At 75.1% G+C, this 14,827-nt stretch carries 12 protein-coding genes; 9 read left to right on the top strand and 3 right to left on the bottom strand.

The annotated features are described in order from the left end of the window. Positions 1–46 precede the first annotated feature (46 nt). Positions 47–646 carry an Rv1733c family protein gene (locus tag ACWCPN_RS23125; RefSeq protein WP_451209206.1) on the bottom strand — a complete coding sequence of 200 codons (600 nt, stop codon included), beginning with the start codon at positions 644–646 and terminating at the stop codon, positions 47–49. A gap of 279 nt (positions 647–925) precedes the next feature. Here ACWCPN_RS23125 and ACWCPN_RS23120 point away from each other — a divergent pair, with 279 nt between their 5' ends. The 3 genes from ACWCPN_RS23120 (at position 926) to ACWCPN_RS23110 (ending at position 3,596) form a co-directional block, all read left to right on the top strand. After that, the gene (locus ACWCPN_RS23120; RefSeq protein WP_199209496.1) at positions 926–1,366 is read left to right on the top strand and encodes a pyridoxamine 5'-phosphate oxidase family protein; all 441 of its coding nucleotides are present in this window, start codon (positions 926–928) and stop codon (positions 1,364–1,366) included. Between the two features lie 239 nt (positions 1,367–1,605). Further along, a complete protein-coding gene (locus ACWCPN_RS23115; RefSeq protein ID WP_451209201.1) occupies positions 1,606–2,289 on the top strand; it encodes a response regulator in 684 nt (227 codons plus the stop codon). A gap of 407 nt (positions 2,290–2,696) precedes the next feature. After that, positions 2,697–3,596, top strand: a complete 900-nt coding sequence (locus ACWCPN_RS23110) for a universal stress protein (RefSeq protein ID WP_451209198.1) — start codon at positions 2,697–2,699, stop codon at positions 3,594–3,596. 74 nt (positions 3,597–3,670) lie between these two features. Here the strand turns inward: ACWCPN_RS23110 and ppk2 are convergent, their stop codons facing one another. Continuing rightward, on the bottom strand, positions 3,671–4,474 hold the full coding sequence (gene ppk2, locus ACWCPN_RS23105) for a polyphosphate kinase 2 (protein WP_451209195.1): 804 nt from the start codon (positions 4,472–4,474) through the stop codon (positions 3,671–3,673). Between the two features lie 311 nt (positions 4,475–4,785). On the opposite strand from ppk2, the gene ACWCPN_RS23100 reads away from it, so the two are divergent. The 5 genes from ACWCPN_RS23100 (at position 4,786) to ACWCPN_RS23080 (ending at position 10,824) form a co-directional block, all read left to right on the top strand. After that, entirely contained in the window at positions 4,786–7,494 is a 2,709-nt protein-coding gene (locus tag ACWCPN_RS23100) for a bifunctional acetate--CoA ligase family protein/GNAT family N-acetyltransferase (RefSeq protein WP_451209192.1), read from the top strand. 71 nt (positions 7,495–7,565) lie between these two features. Continuing rightward, positions 7,566–8,063: a flavodoxin domain-containing protein gene (locus ACWCPN_RS23095; RefSeq protein ID WP_451209189.1), complete on the top strand. Its 498-nt coding sequence runs from the start codon at positions 7,566–7,568 to the stop codon at positions 8,061–8,063. A 144-nt stretch (positions 8,064–8,207) separates the two neighbouring features. Continuing rightward, positions 8,208–9,221, top strand: coding sequence for a 2-hydroxyacid dehydrogenase (locus tag ACWCPN_RS23090; protein ID WP_451209186.1), 1,014 nt, complete (start codon positions 8,208–8,210; stop codon positions 9,219–9,221). A 90-nt stretch (positions 9,222–9,311) separates the two neighbouring features. Then, entirely contained in the window at positions 9,312–10,319 is a 1,008-nt protein-coding gene (locus ACWCPN_RS23085; RefSeq protein ID WP_451209183.1) for an Acg family FMN-binding oxidoreductase, read from the top strand. Positions 10,320–10,605: 286 nt separating this feature from the next. Further along, the gene (locus ACWCPN_RS23080) at positions 10,606–10,824 is read left to right on the top strand and encodes a hypothetical protein (protein ID WP_451209180.1); all 219 of its coding nucleotides are present in this window, start codon (positions 10,606–10,608) and stop codon (positions 10,822–10,824) included. Between the two features lie 44 nt (positions 10,825–10,868). Here ACWCPN_RS23080 and ACWCPN_RS23075 read toward each other — a convergent pair whose 3' ends face one another. Beyond that, a complete protein-coding gene (locus ACWCPN_RS23075; protein ID WP_199209490.1) occupies positions 10,869–11,291 on the bottom strand; it encodes a pyridoxamine 5'-phosphate oxidase family protein in 423 nt (140 codons plus the stop codon). A gap of 1,147 nt (positions 11,292–12,438) precedes the next feature. Here ACWCPN_RS23075 and ACWCPN_RS23070 point away from each other — a divergent pair. Then, complete coding sequence (locus ACWCPN_RS23070; RefSeq protein WP_451209358.1) at positions 12,439–14,823, top strand: phosphoketolase family protein; 2,385 nt, start codon at positions 12,439–12,441, stop codon at positions 14,821–14,823. Positions 14,824–14,827 lie beyond the last annotated feature (4 nt).

The raw sequence follows: 14,827 nt of genomic DNA, 5'->3' as shown, positions 1-14,827 counted from the left end.
GCGCGACCGTGGAGCAGGGGCGCGGCCGAGCGGGTGTCGCCGCCGGTCAGCCGGTCCTGTGCCCCCACCGCGGGCCGAGCAGGGCCCACTCCCGGCCCCATTCCTCGATGCGCCGCCGGTCGAGCCACCACCGTCCGGCGCACCGGACGCCGAACGCCGCGCCGGTCAGGGCGAGCGCGGCCGAGACGCCCAGCAGCGCCGACTCGGCGGTCGCCTCGCCGGACGTCGGCGGCGCGTTGCTCGGCCTGCCCCAGGCGTCGAGCCAGATCTCCACGGCGGAACCGGCCCGTTGCCCGCCGGGCACCAGCGTGCCGCCGCTGTGCCGGGTGCCGTCCGGGGCCGTCCAGCGGACCCGCGCCGAGGACCGGTCGTCGCCCGGGCCCGCGATCGCCGTGCGCGGGGCGTCGTCGAGCAGCACGGCCGTGACCGGTGTCCGTTCGGCCCGCTGCCGGTCGAAGGACTCGCCGGCGGCCCGGGCGGTGACCAGGCCGACGAGCGTGCCGCCCACCACGACGAGCACCCACACGGCGAGCAGGAACCACGCCTCGAGCACGTAGTCGCGGCGCCGGAGCGGATTTCTCCGCCACCGCCACAGCAGGACCCTCGTCCGCCCCCGTCCGCCGCTCATCCGGCCGCACTCGCGCATCCGTCCCCACCTCCCGCTCGTCACACTCCGAAGGTCGCAGCCCGGGCGGTGCCGCGGCATGGGCCGGCCAGGCGCGGTCGCTGGGCCGACCGGGGCACTCCTGGGCGGTTCCGCTGGGCCGCCCGGCCCTCCCGCCGAGCCGTGCGGTCACGGGCCGTTCTCCGGGGCCGCAGGGACCGGTGGTCCCTCGCACCGCGGCGGGGATCCGGCCCAGCATGGAGCGTGATCCGGTCCACCACCAGGCGAATCCGGTCCACCGTGCGAAAGACGGGCTGTCCGATGTACCCGAACGATGGTTTCCGCGAACTCGGCCGTCACGAGTGCATGCGCCTGCTGGCCACGGCGCCCGTCGGCCGGATCGTGCACACCCGCCAGGCGCTGCCCGCCGTCGTGCCGGTGAACTTCCGCCTCGACGACGACGGGGCGGTGCTGCTGCGCGCCTCGGCCGCCTCGGAGATGGTCCGCGCGGTCGACGGCTCCGTCGTGGCCTTCGAGGCGGACGCGGTCGACGCGGACAAGCAGTCCGGCTGGAGCGTCGTCGTCACCGGGCGGGCCGGGGTCGTCACGGACCCGGCCGAGGTGGAGCGCCTGGACCGGATCGGCCCGCGCTCCTGGGTGCCCTCGCCCGAGGAGATCTTCGTGCGCATCGAACCGGAGCTGGTCACCGGCCGGGAGCTGGTGGGCGGCCGCACGATGTACGGCGTGCGTCTCCCCGCCTGACGCGCGGCACACGGGGACGTGACGGACCTGCCTCCGCACACGGCCGTCCGTCCGTCGCGGGTTCCCGGTGAGGGGCCGGAAGACCCCGCCGGGCGCGCACCCGTGACCGCGGATCGCACGGCACGGCGCACACCAGGGCCGTTCGGCCCTGGCTGTCCGGCCCGGACGGGGCAAGGATCCGTAGGGAAGCCGCCGGGCACCCGCGGGCGGCCACGAAGAGCGCGGACGAGGAGCGGTCAATGGCGGACGGCGAGCGGGGCAGCCCGATCCGGGTCTTCCTGCTGGACGACCACGAGGTGGTCCGGCGCGGTGTGCGCGACCTGCTGAACGACGAGCCGGACATCGAGGTCGTCGGTGAGGCGGGCACCGTGGACCAGGCCCTGGTACGGGTCCCCGCCCTGCGCCCTCAGGTGGCGGTGCTGGACGTCCGGCTGCCCGACGGTGACGGCGTGAGTGTGTGCCGGGAACTGCGCTCGCGCATGCCCGAGCTGGCCTGCCTCATGCTGACCTCGTTCGACGACGAGGAGGCGCTGCTCGACTCGATCATGGCGGGCGCCTCCGGCTACGTCCTCAAGCAGATCCGCGGCTCGGACCTGGTGTCCGCCGTACGCACCGTGGCCCGCGGCCAGTCCCTGCTCGACCCGAGCGCCACCACCAAGCTGATGGCACGGCTGCGCGGAGGCCCGCGGCAGCAGGAGGAACCCGACGAGCTGCCCGGCCTGACCGACCGCGAACGGGAGATCCTGACCCTCATCGGCGAGGGACTGACGAACCGTCAGATCGGGCAGCGGCTCTACCTCGCCGAGAAGACGGTGAAGAACCACATCTCCCGGCTGCTCGCCAAACTCGGCGTGGAGCGCCGCATCCAGGCGGCCGTCATCGCCACCCAGGTCCAGGACAGACGGGAACGGGAGGGGCGCTGACCGCCCGACGTCCCCTAGGGGGCGTCTCCCCGGTCTTCGCGGGTCCGCGGCGTCCGGCACGGCACCTCGCCGCACGGCCGAACCGTCCACGTACGCCCGGTACGAGGGCGACTCGACCGCACGCCGAGGCACCGCACCGGACGCCGCGGCCCGATCCACGAAGATCGGGCAGACGCCCCCTGGGGAAAGGGACGTTCGGCCCACGGAGCGAGACCTTCGGCATCCGGCGAGGTGCCACGCACCCGGCCAGAGTGAGTGTCGTCGGCAGGGGCCGACCACGTGATCCACGGGCCCGCCGCGGGCCCGCCTCCCGCACGAGGGCCCTCGCGGTACCGGCGGCCCCGCGCCGCGCGCCCCTTTGAGGACGACGCCCCCGCGCGTCCCCCGATCCACGAGAGGTGGACATCATGTCCCGCACCATCACCGTAGGCGTCGACGGTTCGGCCGAGAGCCGGGCCGCGGCGGAGTGGGCCGCCCGCGAGGCGCGACTGCGCGGCCTGCCGGTGAAGCTGGTCCAGGTCTGGCAGCCGGTGCCGGAACCCATGGAGGAGGCCCCGCTGCTGGGCGCCGACACCCACCAGCACTGGACCGAGCGGATCCTCCGGGAGGCCGCCGACGCCCTGCGGTCGGCCCACCCCGGCGTCGAGGTGAGCACCGAGCAGCTCACCGGGCTGCCGGCCGCACTCCTGACCGCGGCGGCCGGGGAGGCCGAACTGCTCGTGCTCGGCTCGCGCGGACTCGGCGGACTCGGCGGATTCCTGGTCGGCTCGGTCGGGCAGTCCGTCGTGGCGCACAGCGAGCGGCCCGTGGTCCTGGTCCGCTCCGGCGAGGGGACCGACGGCGGGCACGGCGCGGCGGACGGGGGCGTGGGCGACCCGGCGGGCCCGGTCGTGCTGGGACTGGACGTCAAGGCGCCGGACGCGGCCCTGATCGAGTTCGCGTTCGAGGCCGCGGAGCGCGGCTCGGTGCCGCTGCGGGTCGTGCACGCCTGGAACCCGCCGTCGTACTACTACTCGTACGGCATGGCCATGGACCCCGAGGTCACCACGACGGTGGCCCGGAGCCACGCCGCCGCCCTGGAGGAGGCCCTGAGTCCCTGGCGGCGGAAGCACCCCGGTGTCGAGGTCGTCGCGGAGTCCCGCTGGATCAGCCCCTCGCTGCTGCTGATCGAGGCCTCCCGCGACGCCTCCCTGGTCGTGGTCGGCCGGCGCGTGCGCCGCTCCCCGGTCGGCGCCCACATCGGCACCGTCACCCACGCCGTCCTGCACCACGCCGCCGCGCCCGTCGCCGTCGTGGCGCACGACTGACGCACGGCTCCGTCCGGCGGCCGCCGCCGCACCCCGGGGAGGGCGCGGCGGCGGTGCCGCGGGTGCGCGGCCGCTCAGAGGCTGGCGCTGTGATCGGGCACGTAGGTCTGCAGATCGCGCGGCGGACGCTCGTAGCCGGTCGACGGCGGCCTCGACGGCAGTCGCAGCACCTGCGGCGGCACCTCGTGATAGGGGACGGAGTCCAGCAGGTGGGCGATCATGTTCAGCCGCGCCCGCCGCTTGTCGTCGCTCTCCACGACGAACCACGGCGCCTCGACGATGTCCGTGTGGACCAGCATCTGGTCCTTGGCCCGGGAGTAGGCCTCCCAGCGCGTGATCGACTCCAGGTCCATCGGGGACAGCTTCCACTGCCGCAGCGGATCCTCCAGTCGGCGCCGGAAGCGCTCCTGCTGCTCGGTGTCGCTCACCGAGAACCAGTACTTGCGCAGCAGGATGCCGTCCTCCACCAGCATCCGCTCGAAGATCGGGCACTGGCGCAGGAAGAGCTGGTGCTCCTCCTTGGTGCAGAAGCCCATCACGTGCTCGACCCCGGCCCGGTTGTACCAGGACCGGTCGAACAGCACGATCTCCCCGGCGGCCGGCAGATGCTCCACGTACCGCTGGAAGTACCACTGCGAGCGCTCGCGCTCGGTCGGCTTCGGCAGCGCCGCGATCCGGGCGACCCGGGGGTTGAGATGCTCGGCGACCCGCTTGATGGTGCCGCCCTTGCCCGCCGCGTCCCGGCCCTCGAAGACCACGACCAGCCGGGCGCCCTCGGCCCGCACCCACTCCTGCAGCTTCACCAACTCGGTCTGCAGGCGCAGCAGTTCCCGCTCGTACGCCTCGCGCGGCAGCTTCGCCGCCTTCTTACCGGCCATGCCGCCTCCACCACGCCCGCCGGCCCACCCGGTCGCGCACGCCAGGGCCGTACACCAGGACGCCACCGTACTTTCCGCCGGAGGCCGCCCGCCACCGCTCGCCGCTCCCCGGGGACCGTCCGTCACCGTTCCACGCCCGCCGGCCACCGGACCCCGGCCACCGCCTCGCCCGGGACACCGTCCCCGGCCACCGTCCCGCCCGGTCGTGGGACCGGGGACGTACGGCCCCGTGCCGTGCCCGGACAGCCCATGGGAGCGGTGCCCGAACCGCTGGATGCTCGAGACATCGAGACGCCTGGAGGAGATCCGTGATGTCGGACGACGTGCTCAACCGCCCCCCGGTCCACGCGCTGCTCGCGGACGGCACCACCGTGTGCATCCGTCCCGTGACCCCGGCCGACCACGACGGCCTGCGGCGGTTCTACGACGAGATGTCCCCGGAGAACCTGCGGCTGCGGTTCTTCTCCGTCAGCCGGCGGTCCGGCGCTCTCGCCGCCGACCGCGCCTGCGCCCCGGCCCGCCCCGGATACCGGGCGCTGCTGGCCCGGACCGAGGAGCGGGTGCTCGGCCTGGCGGAGTACGACACGGCCGCGTACGACACGGCGGGGGAGAAGAACACGGCCGAGATCTCGATCGCGGTCGGCGACACGCTGCACCACCTCGGCGTGGGCACCCTGCTCGTGGAGCACCTGGTCTCGGCGGCCCGCGCCGACGGCGTCACCACCTTCACGGCCGACGCGCTCAGCGAGAACCGGGAGGTGCTCCGGCTCTTCTCCGACCTCGGCCTGCGCGTCACCCGCCGCTTCGAGGGGCCCGAGGTCCGGTGCACCATCCGGCTCGACCAGGACGACACGTACCTGGCGGCCGTGGAGGCCCGGGGCCGGGCCGCCGACGTGGCCAGCCTCGTGCCGCTGCTGCGCCCCGACGCGGTCGCCGTGGCCGGCGCCGGACGCACCCCCGGCTCGGTGGGCCGTGCGGTCCTGCACCACCTGAAGGCCGGCGGATACACCCGCCGCCTGTTCGCGGTGAACCCGGGCGTCGACCACATCCTCGGCGTGCCCTCCTATCCGGCCGTCGGGGACCTGCCGGTCACCCCCGACCTGGTGGTCGTCGCCGTGCCCGCCGCGGCGGTCCCGGGCGTCGCCGAGGAGTGCGGCAAGGCCGGGGTGCGGGCCCTGGTCGTGGTGACCGCCGGCCTCGACGCCGAGCAGGCGCGGACGCTGCTGGCCGCCTGCCGCGCCCACGGCATGCGGCTCGTCGGCCCCAACTGCCTCGGCGTCGCCAACACCGAGTCCGGTCTGCGCCTGGACGCCACCTTCGCCGCCGGGCATCCGCGCCCCGGCACCGCCGGTGTCGCCGTGCAGTCCGGCGGCGTCGGCATCGCCCTGCTCGACGGCCTGTCCCGGCTGGGCATCGGCGTCTCCTCCTTCGCGTCCCTCGGCGACAAGTACGACGTCAGCGGCAACGACATGCTCCAGTGGTGGGAGTGCGACGGCCGGACCGACCTCGCCCTGCTCCACCTGGAGTCCTTCGGCGGCCCGCGCGCCTTCTCCCGTACCGCCCGCCGGGTCACCCGCCGCATGCCGGTGCTCACCGTGGACGCCGGCCGCACCGTCGCCGGCCGCCGCGCCGCCGCCTCGCACACCGCGGCCGCCGCCACCCGCACGATGACCCGGCAGGCCCTGTTCGACCAGGCGGGCATCACCGCGACCCGCTCGGTGGGGGAACTCCTCGGCACCGCCGCGCTGCTGCACTCCCAGCCGCTCCCCGCCGGATCCCGCGTCGCGATCGTCACCAACGCGGGCGGCGCCGGCGTCCTCGCGGCCGACGCCTGCGCCGAGGCCGGGCTCACCCTGCCACCGCTCACCCCGGAACTGGTCCGCGACCTGATCGCCGTGCTCCCCGAGGGCGCCACCGCCAGCAATCCGGTCGACGCCACCGCCGCCGTCACGGAGGAGCAGCTCACCGGCTGCCTGGAGCGGCTGACCCGGCACCCGGGCGTCGACGCCGTACTGGTCGCGCTCGTGCCCACCGCCATCGCCGCCGCGACCGGCGACGACCTGGTCCGTGCCCTCACCGGCGCGTCCGGGCAGGGGACCAGGCCGGTGGCCGCGGTACGCCTCGAACAGGACCTGCCGGTCCGGCTGCTGCCCGCCGCGGGCGGCGGCGCCGTGCCGTCCTACGCCGAACCGCAGGCGGCCGCCCGGGCGCTGGCCCACGCCGCCCGCCGCTCCTCCTGGCTCGCCCGCCCCGCGGGCACCGTCCCGGACCTGGACGGCGTCGAGACGGCCCGCGCCCGGGAGGTCGTGCGGACCTTCCTGGCCGCGCATCCCGACGGCGGCCCGCTCGACCCGCGCACCTGCGCCGACCTGCTGGCCTGCTACGGCATCCCGCAGCTCCCCTGGGCCTGGGCGGAGACCGAGGACGAGGCCGTCATGGCCGCCGAACGGCTGCGCGGCCCGGACGGCAGGGTGGTCATGAAGGCGCACTGGCCCGGCCTGGTCCACAAGAGCGAACAGCGCGCCGTGCACCTCGACCTCCAGGGCGACTCCCAAGTGCGCGCCGCCTTCCGGGACTTCGAGAACAGGTTCGCCGGGCTGCTCACCGGGACGGTCGTGCAGCCACTGGCGGCGCGCGGCACCGAACTGCTCGCCGGTGTCGTCCAGGACGAGGTCTTCGGACCGCTCGTGCTGTTCGGGCTCGGCGGCACCGCGACCGAGGTGCTCGGCGACCACGCCGCCCGGCTGGCCCCGCTCACCGACCAGGACGTGCACGACCTGATCACCGCCCCGCGCTGCGCCCCGCTGCTGTTCGGCGCGCACGGCAGCGGGCCGGCGGACCTCGAGGGCCTGGAACAGCTGTTGCACCGGCTGTCCCGCATGGCGGCCGACCTGCCGCAGCTCGCCGAGGCCGACCTCAACCCCGTGCTCGCCACCCCGGACCGGATCCGCGTGCTCGACGCGCGGGTGCGCCTGGTCCCGCGCGACGCCCAGGACCCCTATCTGCGCCGGCTCCGCTGAGGCGGGACCGCGGACGGACCACGGTGGGGCCGGCGACCGGCCGCACCCGAGGTGAGAGGAGGCGGACCGCCATGACCGGCAGGGTGCTGGTGGCCTACGGTTCGACGAACGGATCGACGGCGCGGATCGCCGAGACCGTCGCCGGGGTGCTGCGCGAGGCGGGGCTCGCGGCCGAGGCGCGGCCCGCCGCGTCGGTGCCGGGCGTCACCGCGTACGACGCCGTGGTGGTCGGCGGCGCGCTGTACGCCGGGCGCTGGCAGAAGGACGCGCGCCGCTTCGTGCGCCGTCACCGCCGGGACCTGGCCGCACGACCGGTGTGGTTCTTCAGCAGCGGACCGCTCGACCCCTCCGCCGCGGAGCGCGACATCCCGCCCGTGGCAGGGGTGCGGCGGGCGATGGACCGGGTCGACGCCAGGGAACACGTCACCTTCGGCGGCTGCCTGGAGGAAGGGGCCGAGGGCCGGCTCGCCCGGATGATCCTCCGCGGCGGCAAGGGCGGCGACTTCCGGGACTTCCCCGCGATCGAGACGTGGGCGGCCGGGGTCGCGGCCGAGCTGACGGCCCGCTGACCGGTGACGGGGCGATCCGGCAGGCGTGGTGACGCGGCGTCCGGGGACGATGGGCCCCGCCTCCCGGCCCGGTCGGCCCTCTCACCCGCCCCATCCCCGCCCTACGGTGGAGGGGTGATCGCCGGATGCGACCGAGGAGAACACGTGGAGATCGTTGCGTACGGCGTCCTGGCCGACGAGGAGCCGCTGCTGAGGGACGCGTTCGACAGCGCGTTCGCCGGCCGTCACGAGCTGCGCTGTCTGCGGCTGTTCCTGGACCGGGACACGGCGCCGACCGCCGGAGGCCACGAGATCGTGCTCAGCAGTGTCAACGACACCCTGGACGCCGAGGCGCTGCGCTCCCTCGCCGAGGGCGGCACCCGGCTGATCGCCCAGCGCTCCACCGGATACAACAACATCGACCTGCCCGCCGCGAGGGAACTCGGGCTGACCGTGGCCCGGGTCTCGTCCTACTCGCCGTACGCGGTCGCCGAGTTCGCCTGGACCCTGGCCCTGGCGGTCGACCGCCGGATCGTCCGGGCCGCCCGGCGCACCCGGGACTTCGACTTCCGGCTCGACGGACTCATGGGCCGCGACCTGCGCGGCCGCACGGCCGGGGTGGTGGGCACCGGGAGGATCGGCGCCGCCTTCGCCCGGATCGCCCACGGATTCGGCATGCGGCTGCTGGGCTGGGACGTCGCCGAGAACCCCGACTGCCTCGCCCTCGGCATGGAGTACGTCCCGCGGGAGCGGCTGTTCACCGAGGCGGACCTGATCAGCCTGCACGTCCCGCTGCTGCCCGGCACGCACCACCTGGTCGACGCCGAGGCGCTGGCGCTGATGAAGGACGACGCCGTCCTGGTCAACTCCAGCCGCGGCGGCTTGGTGGACACCGACGCCCTGCTGCAGACGCTGCGCGCGGGCCGGCTGAGCGGTGTCGGCCTCGACGTGTACGAGGAGGAGGCAGGCGTGTTCTTCCTGGACAAGTCGCTGGAGGTGATGACCGACGAACGCCTGGCCCGGCTGATGACCTTCGGCAACGTCCTGGTCACCTCCCACCAGGCCTACTTCACCAGGGACGCCGTCGGGCAGATCGCCCGGACCACCGTGACCAACATCGAGGACCACCTCGCCGGCCGCTCCGGCGAGAACGTGCTCGTCCGTCCCGGTACGGCCTGACCCGCACCCGGCACCGCCGGGCCCGCCGCGCCGGCCGGCCGGATACTGGAGACGGGAAGCCGAGGCGGCCCGATCCGCGAGGAGGGCGTGATGGACCCGCAGCAACTCGACGCGAAGGCCGCGGCCGCACTGGTCGCGGAAGCCGTGGTCGCCCCGTCCATGCACAACGCGCAGCCCTGGCGCTTCCGCCTGCTCGCGGACGAGGGCGTGCTCGAGCTGCGCCCCGATCTCGGCCGCGCCATGCCCCGCTCGGACCCCGGCAACCGGGCGTTGTACATCGGCTGCGGCGCGGCGCTGTTCAACCTGCGCGTCGCCGCCGCGCACGCCGGACTCGCCCCGGAGGTGAGGCTGCTGCCGGATCCCGGGGAACCACTGCTGCTCGCCACCGTCCGGCCGGTCCCGGCGCCCGGCCGTGCCGTACCGGACGAGGACGACCTGGCGCGGCTGCACCCGGCGATCCGCCGCCGGCACACCAGCCGGCACCCCTTCGACGAGAAGGACGTCCCCGAGGACACCCGGACGGCCCTGCGGGCCGCCGCCGCACGCGAGGGTGCCGAGCTGCTCTTCCCCGGCCCCTGGCACGTGGAGACCGTGCTCGACCTGGTGCACGACGCGGAGAGCCGGGACGCCGTGCACCCGGAGGGCCTGGAGGACCTGCGGCACTGGACCCGGCTGGGGCCCGAGGCGGAGACCGCCACCGACGGCGTGCCCGAGTACGCGTTCGGACCCCGGATGCGGGACGGCCGCGCGCCGCTGCGGGACTTCGCCGGGCGCCGGCCGGTGACCGACCGCGACGCCACCGCCTTCGAGCGCAACCCGCACCTCGCCCTGCTGAGCACACCCGGTGACACCCCCGCCGACTGGCTGCGCGCGGGCCAGGCACTGGAACGCGTCCTGCTGGAGGCCACCCTCGCGGGACTCGCCACCTCCCTGACCTCGCACGCCCTGGAGAGCCCGGACCTGCGGCTGCTGGTCCGCGATCCGGTCGTCGGCCGGGGCAACGTCCAGATGGTGCTGCGGCTGGGCTACGGTCCCTTCGGCCCGGCCACCCCCCGGCGGCCCGTGCGAGAGGTCCTGGACGTCGTCCGGACGGCCTGAGCCACGGACGCGAGGTCCCCTCGCCGCCCGGTCGCGTGACGGCGCGAAGCCGTGAGACCGGCCCGCGTGCCGCCCAAGTTCTCTGGTCACTGGCCCGCGTGACGGCGGGAGACCGTGACGGCCGACCCGCCTGACGGCCAAGTCCTCCCTGCGGCAGCCCACTTGCCGCCGCGCACTCACCCTCACCGCGTGCGGCGCGGCCCTCCTGGGCGGACCGACCGGCCCTGCGCGCAGGGCGGTTCGGCCCCATGCGCCGCGCCGGCCCCGCCGAGATGAACGGCGGCCCGTGAGCACGACGGACGTGCCCGCCGAACCCGGGGTGCGTCAGGGGCTGATGGACCTCGGCGGACTGGACCTGCCCGCCGACGCGGACGTCCACCTCTGCGGCTCGCCGCCCTTCATGCGCGCCGTCCGCGCCCAGTTGCTCGGCGCCGGCGTACCCGCCCGCCGTATCCGTTTCGAGGTGTTCGGCCCGGACCTGTGGCAGCCCCACACCGAGGACTGAGCCCCGGGGAGCGATCCGGCGGTACGCCGCCCGGGCCGCCGGCCTCAGCGCGCGTCGGCGCTGCCCGTCAGCTCCCGGCCGGTGACCAGCTCGGCCTCGATGCGCACGAAGACCCCGTCGTGCGTGACCACCCAGGATCGCGGACCGGTGCGCGAGAGCCGTTCGTGCTCGGCGGGACCGGTCACGACCGTCGCGCGGCCCGTGACGACCACGCTCCACCCGGACCGGGCCCCGGCGTCGAAGTCGTCGGCCTCGAAGGCCACCACCACTCCGTCGATCGCCCGGACGAGGTCCGAGCCGGCCGAGATGCGCAGCACGACGGCGGAGTCCGTGTCCATGGAGAAGTTGACCGGCAGCGCCGTGGGGAGCGCCCGTCGGGTGTACACGACACGGCCGACCGGCACCTCGGCCAGCAGGCGCAGGCACTCCTGCCGGTCGAGCACGCGGAAGCCGTCGGTGGGGAACATCCGTCCATGGTCCCGCCGGGCCGCCGGGCACCGTTAGGGCCGGACGGCCCTTGACGAGCTGCCCCGGGGCCCGGGCGGCCGGACGCCGGGGGCCGACGGGCCGGGGAGAAGGGGCCGAACGGCCCCCTCCGGCCGGCGCCCCGGACGCCGATAGTGGGACCAGGACACCGGCACGCGCCGCGCGGCCGGACGATCCGCGCCCCGGGCCGGTCACCCGGCCGCACCGCACGCCACCCACACCGGCACCGGTGTCCGCCACGCTCCCGGCCGGCGCGCCCCGGCCGCCCGGATCCACTGACGCCGCCCGGATCCACTGACGACGAGGAGAACCGCGAGATGTGCGACCACCCGCGCCCGCCCGGCACCCCCGTCCGTCGAAGAGCCGATGGGGCACGGGGCGGTCGCGGGCCTGAGGAGCCCGGTGCGCGACGCCGACCGGGACGGGGACGTCACGCGGAAGGCGGAGGCCGCCCGGACGACCGTCTGTGTGCCGGGCCCGCACACCGGGGCCGGGGAACCTGGACCGTTCCCCGCGCCGGCCGGTGACGTCCCGGAGCAGCGGAGCCGCCTGGAGGCCGAGCACCGCCGGGGCGGGGCCGTGCCGCGCGAGGCCGGGCGGTGGGGACCGGGCGGCTGGAGGCCGTCCTGTCGGTACGCGCCCGGGGCGGCACCCGTATGCCGTAGCCGCGGCCGTCCGCCTGACCCGGCGTCCGCACCGGTCGTGGGCCCGTTCGCGCGCGACGGGCAGGGCCCCGGCGCCCGGTTCCGGGAATTGTGGCAGCACGGGCGATGGCGTTCCCTGGGACGGGGACCGAGGGGAGCATCCGAAGGGCCGTCAGGCCCGGGAAGGGGCGAAACGGTGGCCACGGAGAAGGAGCGGGCGCCGGACGGCGAGCGCGGGCCGGGGCCCCCGGGTCTGGACCGCGGGCTGCCGGAGGCGCTGGTGCGCTCCCGGCGGTACTTCACCACCCGCCTGGTCCACGTGCTCACCGCGCCGGTCGGCCACCTCACCCGCCCCTGCATCGTCTACCGCAGCCGCGACACCCGCCTCGGCACCCGTGCGCCCCGCCGCGGCCGGGAACGCCTCGGCCGAGGACACGTCCCGCAGACCCAGGTCCCTGAACCGCCCGTACGGAAAGGAACCCCGATGTCCGTCGACACCCAGCAGGTGCCCGGCAGCCTCACGGAGGAGGAACTGAGGTCGCTGGACGCCCACTGGCGCGCCGCGAACTACCTGTCCGCAGGCCAGATCTACCTCATGGCCAACCCACTGCTGTCCGAACCGCTGCGCCCGGAGCACATCAAGCCGCGGCTGCTCGGCCATTGGGGCACCTCACCCGGCCTCAACCTGGTGCACACCCACCTCAACCGCGTGATCAAGGCCCGCGACCTGAGCGCCCTGTGCGTCTGGGGCCCCGGTCACGGCGGACCCGCCGTGCTCGCCAACTCCTGGCTGGAGGGCTCCTACTCCGAGACGTACCCCGACGTCACCCGGGACGCGGCCGGCATGGCACGCCTCTTCAGGCAGTTCTCGTTCCCCGGCGGGGTGCCCAGCCACGTGGCCCCGGAGACGCCCGGCTCGATCCACGAGGGCGGCGAACTCGGCTACGCGCTCTCCCACGCGTACGGCGCCGCCCTCGACAACCCGGACCTCATGGTCGCCTGCGTCATCGGCGACGGCGAGGCCGAGACCGGACCACTGGCCGCCTCCTGGCACTCCAACAAGTTCCTCGACCCGGTCCACGACGGCGCCGTACTGCCGATCCTGCACCTCAACGGCTACAAGATCGCCAACCCGACCGTGCTCGCCCGGCTCCCCGAGGCCGAACTCGACGACCTGCTGCGGGGCTACGGCCACGACCCGCTCCACGTCACGGGTGACGACCCGGACACCGTGCACCGCGCCATGGCCGCCGCCATGGACACCGCACTCGACCGCATCGCCACCGCCCAGCGCGCCGCCCGCGAGGACGGCGCCACCGAACGGCCCCGCTGGCCGATGATCGTGCTGCGCACCCCGAAGGGCTGGACCGGCCCGGCCGAGGTCGACGGCGTGCCCGTGGAGGGCACCTGGCGCGCCCACCAGGTCCCGCTGGCCGCCGTCCGGGACAACCCCGGGCACCTGCGGCAACTGGAGCGCTGGCTGCGCTCGTACCGGCCCCGGGAACTCTTCGACGAGCGGGGCGCCCCGCGGCCGGAGGTCCTGGCCTGCGTGCCCGCTGGTCCGCGCCGGCTCGGCGCCACCCCGCACGCCAACGGCGGCCTGCTGGCACGCGAACTGCCGCTGCCGCCGCTGGAGCGGTACGCCGTCGCCGTCGACAAGCCCGGCGCCACCCTGCACGAACCGACCCGCGTCCTCGGCGACCTGCTCGAGGACGTCATGCGGGCCACCGCCGACCGCCGCGACTTCCGCCTCGTCGGCCCCGACGAGACCGCCTCCAACCGCCTCCAGGCGGTGTACGCGGCCAGCGGCAAGGCCTGGCAGGCCGAGACCCTCGACGTGGACGAACACCTCGACCGGCACGGCCGGGTGATGGAGATCCTGTCCGAACACACCTGCCAGGGCTGGCTGGAGGGCTACCTCCTCACCGGCCGGCACGGACTGTTCTCCTGCTACGAGGCCTTCGTCCACATCGTCGACTCGATGGTCAACCAGCACGTCAAGTGGCTGCGCACCACCCGCCGGCTGCCCTGGCGGGCCCCCATCGCCTCCCTCAACTACCTCCTGACCTCGCACGTGTGGCGCCAGGACCACAACGGGTTCTCGCACCAGGACCCCGGCTTCGTCGACCACATCCTCAACAAGAGCCCCGAGGCGGTCCGGGTCTACTTCCCGCCGGACGCCAACACGCTGCTGTCCGTGGCCGACCACGCCCTGCGCAGCCGCGACTACGTCAACGTGATCGTCGCCGGCAAGCAGCCCTGCTTCGACTGGCTGCCGGTGGACCAGGCGCGGGTGCACTGCGCGCGGGGCGCCGGAGTCTGGGAGTGGGCGGGCACCGAGGACGGGTCACGGGACCCGGACGTGGTGCTGGCCTGCGCCGGCGACGTACCCACCCAGGAGGTGCTGGCCGCCGCCCAGTTGCTGCGCCGGCACCTGCCCGAGCTGGCCGTGCGCGTGGTCAACGTGGTCGACATCGCGCGACTGCTGCCGAAGGAGGAACACCCGCACGGGATGACCGACTTCGAGTACGACGGGCTGTTCACCCCGGACAGGCCGGTCATCTTCGCCTACCACGGCTACCCGTGGCTGATCCACCGCCTGGCCTACCGGCGCACCGGTCACCGCAACCTGCACGTGCGCGGCTACAAGGAGATCGGCACCACCACCACACCGTTCGACATGGTGGTCAGCAACGACCTCGACCGCTACCGCCTGGTCATGGACGTCATCGACCGCGTCCCCGGGCTGGCGGTGCGCGCGGCGGCCGTACGCCAGCACATGGAGGACGCCCGTCAGCGCCACCACGTGTACATCCGCGAGCACGGCACGGACATGCCCGAGGTGGCCGACTGGACCTGGGACGGCTGAGCGG

The sequence above is a fragment of the Streptomyces sp. NPDC002386 genome (genome assembly GCF_053593175.1).
The sequence above is the reverse complement of the archived record's forward strand: the minus strand, read 5'-3'. Positions and strand labels throughout refer to the sequence as shown.